The following is a 7,977-nucleotide window of genomic DNA, read 5'->3' as shown; positions in this document are numbered from 1 at the left end:
CCTTGTACGCGCGCATCCAGCAATTCTCGACGCGCGTGTACAAGGTGTCGCGTCCGGCAGCGCGCGGTGCAGTCTGGATGATGCCGGCATCCGGATGCATTTCCATCGCCTGTACCATCTTCGTCAGGCAATCGCCGGTCATCACGCTATCGGCGTCGAGCACCACCATGTAGCGGTAATCGCTACCCCAGCGGCGGCAGAAATCGTCGATGTTGCCACTCTTGCGGCGCACCCGGCGCTGGCGACGGCGATAGAAGATGCGGCCATAACCATCGACCGCATTGCAAAGCTCGGCCCAGGCCGCGACTTCGGCGGCGCAGGTATCGCTGCCATTGCTGTCGCTCAGGACGTAGAAATCGAATCGGTCGAGCTGGCCGGTCTTGGCAACCGATTCGTAGGTCGCGCGCAAACCGGCGAAGACGCGAATCACATCTTCATTACAGATCGGCATGACGATCGCGGTGCGTGCGGCCGGATCGATGTCCGCGCCCGTCACCACACCACGCGTGACAAGGAAAGGGTCCTTGCCGCGTGCCAGCAACAGGAAGCCGGTCATGGCCGTCCAGAACCCGGCCGAGACCCAGCAGAACAGCAGCGCAAACAAGGAAAGAATCGCAATTTCGAGCGGCTCGCTGCCCTGATACGGCAGTACGCGACTCATGTAATACGTCGCCATCGCCGTCTGTCCCAGCATCAGGAACAGCAGCACCAGGCGACGCACACCGCCATTGGCCTTGGTACCGGCCGGTGGCAGATCACGGTCGATGGCGGCATTGGCCTTGTCGGCCTCGAATTCCTGACGACGGAACATCGATTGCCACCAGCGCACCAGCGGGTTCAGTGCGCCCCACGGATGCGGCACCATCGAGGCGCGATGAATCGGCGGCGCGACATATAGCGACGTCGCCTGCCGGGCATCCGGCACGATCACACCCGTTTCATCGCACCATGACGCATCTTCGTCCACCACCAGCGTGGTGCGGGCTCCAACAGATGCAAAGGCCGGATTATCGGGATGACGATCAGAATGACCACCTGCACTGGCGGATTCAGCCAATAGCGCATGGAGTGCATCCATTGCCTGTGCGTCGGTAGCAGATGCACCGACGCGGGCCTGCAGACGTGTCGCAATGTCGTTCTGCACGGCAGGCGGCAAGGCCAACCGTTCCAGATACTGGCGACAAGGAGCGGGAAGAGAGGAATGTGCCATCAGTCCGCCGGCAGGATGTAGCTCCACGTTTCGGATAACGTGGTGTTGTCGTTTTGCAGGAAGCCGCGCAACTCGACCGGCTTGCTGTCATCGACGCGCTTGATGCGTACCGACGCGCGCCAGCCACCCGTTTGCGGATTCGGATAGGCATGCGACTCGATGATCTGGCCATTCGGATCGGCCGATACACGGAAACCAACCTTGGCATCCTTGTTCAGCTTCTTGAAGGCCGGGCCTTCGAAATCGATGTAGAGGCCAAGCGTGGAATCCGGTTTGCGCACGTAGCCGTGGCCGCGGCGTGTCTGCGTGACCCACGACAGCGGTGGACGCTGCTGCGCTTCCTTGCCCCAGGTCATCTTGTAGTCGAAATCGATCGGCTGACCCGGCTTGGGCAACTGATCGGGCACCCAGAAGGCGACGATGTTGTCGTTGAATTCATCCGGCGTCGGAATCTGGATCAGCTCCACGCGGCCCGAACCCCATTTGCCGGTCGGTTCGATCCACGCACTCGGGCGTGCTTCGTAACGCGCTTCGAGGTCTTCATAGCTGCTGAATTTTTCATCGCGCTGCATGAGGCCGAAACCGGTCGGATTGCTGAGCGAATACGAGGTGACGAGCAAGCGCTTGGGATTGACCAAGGGACGCCAGATCCATTCGCCGGTACCCGAGGCAATCGACAAACCATCGGAGTCATGCACTTCCGGGCGGAAGTCTTCGACCGCCGGGCGCTGGTTCTCGCCGAAGAAATACATGCTGGTCAGCGGCGCGATGCCAAGCTTGGTAACGTTCTCACGCAGATAGAGTTGCGATTTGACTTCGGTCACCGTCGGATCGCCCGGCTTGATCGTGTAGCGATAGGCACCCGTCACACGCTTGGAATCGAGCAAGGCGTAGACGACAATTTGTTTGCTCTTGGCATTCGGGCGCTCGATCCAGAATTCGGTGAAGCGTGGAAATTCCTCGCCCGAGTTCAAGGCGGTATCGACCGCTAGGCCGCGCGCCGACAAACCGTAGACCTGATCCTTGCCGACGCCACGCAAATAGCTGGCGCCGAGGAAGACCACCACTTCATCCTTGTACTTCGGCGTATTGATCGGGTAATGCACGCGGAAACCGGCAAAGCCCAGATTGCGCATCTCGGCAGCGGTGATCTTGTTGTTGCCGTAATCGAAGGCACGCGGATCGAAAGGAATCGGGCGCGCACGGTTGGCGACGATTTCATTGATCTTCACCTGATGCGCGTAATGACGGCCCTGATGAAAGAAGCTCAGTTCGAACGGCAGGCCCTGCGCGCGCCAGTACGACTTGTCGAGGTTGTAGCGAATGTCGCGATACTGATCGTAATCCAGCCCCGTCAGCGATTTGGGCAACTTGGGCTTCTGCTCCTTGTAGGACGTCGAAGCCAGTTGCCGCGCCTTCTTGGCGACATCATTGAAATCGAAGGCCGCAGCCTGTGAAACAGGCACGAACGCCAGCAGCATCAGGGCAAGAGGACGCGAGAAAATGGACGGTAGCGAGAGACTTCTGAACATGTTTTCCAATCGAAACAACTTCACGACAGTTTGCTTCACATCCCGGCGGGACACGCGCACAAATCTGCCGACGGCACATACTGCAAAGATGGTGCCTGATTCCGGAAAGGACGAGACGCGATGCAAATGCATGAATGCGACGTCACTTTCCAGCCTCTGTCCGGTATCACGGACGATCTGGTCTTGACGGCGCGCGGTACGACGAACGCGAACTGCGCGAGCTCGCACTGCGCAAGGAACAAACGGACGAAGACCGCACAATGCCTGACTGCCGTGTCCGGCGGGACGGTATGCGGGGGTTGGCGACAGGGTCATTTCGACTCCGGCAATGCAGAATGGTTCCACAATGACAATACACCGCTGAGGGCCTCTGCCTGTTTTGCGCGACAAGGTGCAAGAAGCCCAGTATTGTAGAGAAAAATGAAACTTCTCTCTGAGAGGTGCAAAATCCTGGCGAGTTCCTTCCGAGCAAGTTCCATTCCTGCGCGCCAGTGCCAGAGAAGGAAAATGCGGGATTTCGTACAGAGTGAGGCGCACACGTCTGCGATACTTGCTCGTCATCAGACTGGTGCGTCTGCACACGGTTTTTTTATCGACTGGAGTGTTTGCGTATGACGAATCAGAAATGGCCGGAACAGATCTGGCTGGTCAGACACGGTCAGAGTTCCGGCAACGTGGCACGCGAGATTGCCGAAGCGAGCCGCCTGCACATCATCGACATTCCCGAGCGCGACATTGACGTTCCGCTATCCGAACTGGGCGAGCGACAGGCTACCGCCCTGGGTCACTGGTTCGACAAGCTGGCTCCCGAACATCGTCCCACCGTGGTTCTGACATCGCCTTATCTGCGCGCACGCCACACGGCACAACTCATACTTGCCGCCATCGACGACCGCCAACCGCCGCATACCTTCATCAGCGACGAGCGCCTGCGCGAAAAGGAATTCGGCATTCTCGACCGGCTGACCCAGTTCGGCATCGCCAAACAGCATCCGGAGTTGTATGAACAACGCGAACACGTCGGCAAGTTCTATTTCCGGCCGCCCGGCGGGGAAAGCTGGTGCGACGTGATCCTGCGTCTGCGCAACGTGCTCGACACCATCACGCGCGACTATCCGGGCGAACGCGTACTGATCGTCTGTCATCAGGTGATCGTGCAATGCTTCCGCTATCTGTTCGAACATATGGACGAGAAGCAGATTCTCGGTATCGACAAATCGCGTGACGTGCCCAACTGCTCGGTCACCTCGTATCGCTTCAATCCCAACCTCGGCAAGTTCGGTCAACTCGAACTGCGCATGGCCAACTTCGTCGCGCCGCTGCAGGAATCCGGCACGCCGATCACCGATGCGCCGGACAAGAGCGGCATTCCCAAGCCATGACGACACACCTCGCCATCCATCGCCTCGACGCTGCGCGCCTGCAAGCGTGGCCGCTGCCGGCCATCGGCATCGGTGGCGACAAGGAAGATCGTGGTCATGTGCTGGTCATTGGCGGTTCGTGTCAGATGCCGGGTGCCGTCATCCTGGCGGCGACCGCGGCCTTGCGCGCCGGTGCCGGCAAGCTGACCGTGGCGACAGGACAAAGCGTCGCGCAACTGGTCGCCTCGGCACTACCCGAATCCCGTGTCATCGGCTTGCCGGAAACCGAAAGTGGCGGGTTGCAATCATGGAGCATCGAGGAATTCCGCACCCTCGCAAAAAAACGTGTCGATGCCATCCTGATCGGCCCCGGCATGCAGGATGAGCCCGCGATCTGTACCTTTGTGCGCAATCTGCTGCCCCTGTTTCCCGATGCGCGCGTAGTACTCGACGCCTGCGCGATGGGCGTGGTGCGCGGCAGTCAGGGCTATCAGGAAGATGGCGAGAACACCGGTGCCACACGCCTGATCCTGACGCCGCATGCGGGCGAAATGGCAAGACTGCTCGGCGACGACAAGGAAACCATTCGCGCCAACCCGCAACAGGCAGCGCGCGATGCGGCAAAAAACTGGAATGCCGTGGTCGCCCTGAAAGGTGCCATTACCTGCATCGCAGCACCAACGGGCGTGCTGTGGCAACACGAGGAAGACAACATCGGGCTGGCGAGTTCCGGCTCTGGCGATGTACTGGCCGGCATCATCGCCGGTCTGGCAGCGCGTGGCGCCACGGTGGAGCAGGCAACTGGCTGGGGCGTGGTGGTGCATGCCCAGGCTGGCCGTCGGCTGGCTGAACGCATGGGCGCGATCGGTTTTCTGGCGCGTGAAATCGCCAGTGAGATTCCGGCGGTGCTGACTGAATTGGACAAACCGATACCAACTTCAGCGGCGGTGTCGCCGCCATGAAGATGGTTGACGGCTGATCAAGCTCCGCTCAAGCCTGCCAGACCGCGTAACCGGCTTCACGCAAGGCGATGGCCAGTTCGACTTCCATCTCGCAGGCCGCCGCGTAGGGCATGGGATTGTAGATTTCGTACAGTGAGGGCAGCAGCCGCATGCCGTATGCGAAGACGTAGCGATTGCTCTGGATGCCAGCCTTGTGCTTGTCGAAACGCAGATCGGGATCGATCCCGGTCATGCCGACATAGACGCACGGCTTGCCCGGAACATGATCAGGATTGGCCTTGCGAAAACGTGCCTCGTCGAGGACGTTTGCAGACAGTTCGACGACATAGACATGATGATGGTGACGACGCGACATGCAGAACCGGCAAGAATCCTTGAAAGCAGAACAGTGAAACGTACACAAAAACGATGATGCACACATCCGAGCAAATTTGCGCTGCGCTCCACGAGCATCCGAGCAGCAATGAAATCACGGTGAATGCTGAGCACACAACCCGGCGCAATGGCAATCCACCAGGCAGCAAACCCTTGAGGCGAAAGAATACGACATGAACAATACCCTGCCGGCCGACGACTCACTCCCGAAAAAAGCCTGGCTGCTGACACGCGATGCCGTGATGGCCTGGGTCGATGATTTTGCGCCCAGCATGGGTGCGGCGCTAGCCTACTATACGATCTTTTCGCTAGCACCGATGCTGGTCATCGTGATTGCGATTGCCGGCTTCTTCTTCGGTCAGGAAGCCGCGCAAGGCGAAATCCTGCTGCAGTTGCGCGACATGGTCGGCACCACCGCGGCCAGCGCCATCGAAGGCTTACTGCGTTCGGCCAGCGAGCCGGGGCAAGGCATCATCGCGGCCACACTCGGTATCGTCACACTCGTCATCGGTGCCACGGCGGTATTTGCCGAACTGCAAAGCGCGCTCGACCGCATCTGGAAAATCCCGCCAGACAAGAAAGGTGGCGTGGTTGGTCTGCTGCGCAAGCGCTTGCTGTCGTTCGGCATGGTGATGGCGCTCGGCTTCATGCTGATGATTTCGCTGCTGCTCAGCGCGATTCTGGCGGCACTCGGCAAATGGTGGAGCAGCATGCTGGGCGGCTGGACCATCGTGCTCGAAGCGCTGAATATCAGCGTGTCGTTCGGCATCGTCATCGGCCTGTTCGCGATGATCTACAAGTTCATGCCGCGCGCCTCCATCCCGTGGCGGGATGTCTGGGTCGGCGCCATCGTCACGGCACTCCTGTTCACGATCGGTAAATTCGCCATCGGCCTGTATCTGGGCAAGGCATCGATTGCGTCCAGTTTCGGCGCCGCAGGTTCGCTGGTCGTGCTGCTGGCCTGGGTTTACTACTCCGCGCAAATTTTCCTGCTGGGGGCAGAGTTCACGCGGGTCTTCGCCTTGCGCTACGGCTCGCTGGCGCGCATGAAGAAAGCGGTGGCCGCCGAAGACGATCCACTGCTGACACGCTCCTGATTTGAGCACGGCATCCAGGCGCACATCGGTTATGCTTGCGCCTGTTCTGCTGCTCCTTGTCGGTCGGGTTCTTTAACGCGCCCCTGTTTCTCATTCGTACGGCATCCCGCCCTTCACCTCGCTGGCTCCAACCCGTTGAACTCCACCTCGACTCCCGCCGCCCCTGTGCTGCCCAACCATACGACACGCATTGCACGCATCGATGCGCTGCGCGGGCTCGCCGTGTTCGGCATCCTGCTGGTCAACCTGTGGTCCTACACGTGGGGCTATGAATCGCTGCGCTACGGCATTCTGCCGCCGGATGCCAGCCTGTTCGATGTCGCGGCGATTGCCTTCACGGCCTTTTTCGCCGAGCAAAAGTTTTATCCGATCTTCGCCTTCCTGTTCGGTGCCAGCGCCATGTTGATCGCGCAATCCATCCATGCCCGCACCGGTCGCTGGAGCGAAGCACAACGCCTCTACAAACGCCGTCTGTGGTGGCTGCTTGCTTGCGGAGTATTGCACGGCGCCTTGATCTGGTTCGGCGACATTCTGACGCTATATGCGCTGGTTGCCTTCTGGGTGTTGCTCGGCATGATCGGTGCGCGCCTGAGCACGCTGCGCTGGCATCTGCGGCTGTGGAGTCTGGGCTTCGTGCTGCTGGTCGGACTCAATTTCTGGCTCAGCATGCAAAGCCTGAGCGTGGAGGAAGAATATGCACTCGTCACAGCGGCCATCGACAATGTGGAAGCGGCACGCCAGGTGTACGCCTACGGCAATTTCTTTTCGATTGGCTGGCAACGCCTGCAGGATTATGTCGCCGTCACCACGCAATCCGTCCTGATCGTGCCACACGTGGCGACGCTGTTCCTGCTCGGGGCATGGGCCGTGCGACGCCGCTGGCTCACGCAACCGCAACGCCATCGGACACTGTGGCGACGCGTGCTATGGGTTGGCCTGCTGCTCGGCCTTCCCTACAACTTGTTCTGGGCCGTATTGAAAGTGCTGGAAGCGATCGATCCGCTGCATCCGTGGCGCTGGGACTTCACGATGTTTTCGCTTTTGCCGATTGGTGGCTCGCTGCTGGCAGCCGCTTTTGTCGCGCTCTTCATGCTGGCTGGCGATGGCATCATGCGCGGCGTGCAAGCCATCATCGCTCCCGTCGGCCGCATGGCATTGAGTAATTACCTGATGCAATCGCTGCTGGGCGTGATCCTGTTTCAGGGATTCGGCTTCGGTCTTGGTCAGCAATTGCGCCCCGCCATGTGGCTGGGCATTGCGGGACTCATCATGCTGGGTCAGATCATCTTCAGTCGCCTGTGGCTGTCGCGCCATGCACAAGGACCGCTGGAAACGCTGTCGCGCCGCTTCATTGACCGCAATATCGGCTGATCCTTGCCAGCGACGACAGAGACAAATCAACAAAAGTTAATCGCTGCGGTGGCCACATTCAAGTAGCCG

The 7,977-nt window shown here is 59.9% G+C and carries 7 protein-coding genes; 4 read left to right on the top strand and 3 right to left on the bottom strand.

The annotated features are described in order from the left end of the window. Together QZ725_RS09085 and QZ725_RS09080 are read right to left on the bottom strand one after the other, a co-directional pair. On the bottom strand, window positions 1-1,210 hold a 1,210-nt coding region (locus QZ725_RS09085; RefSeq protein ID WP_293778708.1), incomplete at its 3' end, for a glycosyltransferase. Next, a complete protein-coding gene (locus QZ725_RS09080; protein ID WP_293778713.1) occupies window positions 1,210-2,691 on the bottom strand; it encodes a glucan biosynthesis protein G in 1,482 nt (493 codons plus the stop codon). The genes QZ725_RS09085 and QZ725_RS09080, both read right to left, overlap by 1 nt. A gap of 662 nt (window positions 2,692-3,353) precedes the next feature. On the opposite strand from QZ725_RS09080, the gene QZ725_RS09075 reads away from it, so the two are divergent. Next, complete coding sequence (locus QZ725_RS09075) at window positions 3,354-4,124, top strand: histidine phosphatase family protein (RefSeq protein ID WP_293778707.1); 771 nt, start codon at window positions 3,354-3,356, stop codon at window positions 4,122-4,124. Continuing rightward, the gene (locus tag QZ725_RS09070) at window positions 4,121-5,065 is read left to right on the top strand and encodes an NAD(P)H-hydrate dehydratase (RefSeq protein ID WP_293778705.1); all 945 of its coding nucleotides are present in this window, start codon (window positions 4,121-4,123) and stop codon (window positions 5,063-5,065) included. The genes QZ725_RS09075 and QZ725_RS09070 overlap by 4 nt, the downstream gene beginning before the upstream one ends. 28 nt (window positions 5,066-5,093) lie before the next feature. Here QZ725_RS09070 and QZ725_RS09065 read toward each other — a convergent pair whose 3' ends face one another. Continuing rightward, window positions 5,094-5,420 carry a hypothetical protein gene (locus tag QZ725_RS09065; RefSeq protein WP_293778703.1) on the bottom strand — a complete coding sequence of 109 codons (327 nt, stop codon included), beginning with the start codon at window positions 5,418-5,420 and terminating at the stop codon, window positions 5,094-5,096. Between the two features lie 193 nt (window positions 5,421-5,613). Here QZ725_RS09065 and QZ725_RS09060 point away from each other — a divergent pair, with 193 nt between their 5' ends. Further along, complete coding sequence (locus QZ725_RS09060) at window positions 5,614-6,537, top strand: YihY/virulence factor BrkB family protein (RefSeq protein ID WP_293778701.1); 924 nt, start codon at window positions 5,614-5,616, stop codon at window positions 6,535-6,537. Between the two features lie 135 nt (window positions 6,538-6,672). Next, entirely contained in the window at window positions 6,673-7,908 is a 1,236-nt protein-coding gene (locus QZ725_RS09055) for a DUF418 domain-containing protein (RefSeq protein WP_293778699.1), read from the top strand. Window positions 7,909-7,977 lie beyond the last annotated feature (69 nt).

This window comes from uncultured Oxalicibacterium sp., from assembly GCF_913776015.1.
GTDB lineage: Bacteria > Pseudomonadota > Gammaproteobacteria > Burkholderiales > Burkholderiaceae_D > Oxalicibacterium.
The sequence above is the reverse complement of the archived record's forward strand: the minus strand, read 5'-3'. Positions and strand labels throughout refer to the sequence as shown.